The organism is Curtobacterium sp. MCBA15_013 (genome assembly GCF_001865095.1).
GTDB lineage: Bacteria > Actinomycetota > Actinomycetes > Actinomycetales > Microbacteriaceae > Curtobacterium.
This window is the reverse complement of the sequence record NZ_MJGQ01000029.1, coordinates 1-215: the sequence shown is the minus strand read 5'-3', so window position 1 is coordinate 215 and position 215 is coordinate 1. Positions and strand designations below refer to the sequence as shown.

Genomic DNA, 215 nt, shown 5'->3' with positions numbered 1-215 from the left:
TCGAGGCGCCGATGCGCAGCGAGTACGCGGCCGGACGGGTGGGGCCGATCATGCAGACGACGATCCCGCCGGTGGCGCAGCCCGAGCAGCTCGCGGCGGCGATCACGTGGTTGCTCAGCGACGACTCGGCCAACGTGAACGGCGCGGTGCTGCCGAGCGACGGCGGGTGGTCGGTGGTCTGAGCGGGGCGGCGGAGTGGTAGAAAACTACCGATT

At 70.7% G+C, this 215-nt stretch carries 1 pseudogene; it reads left to right on the top strand.

The annotated features are described in order from the left end of the window. Positions 1-182: pseudogene (locus BIV01_RS12785) on the top strand (short-chain dehydrogenase); the annotation flags it as partial. Positions 183-215: the final 33 nt, after the last annotated feature.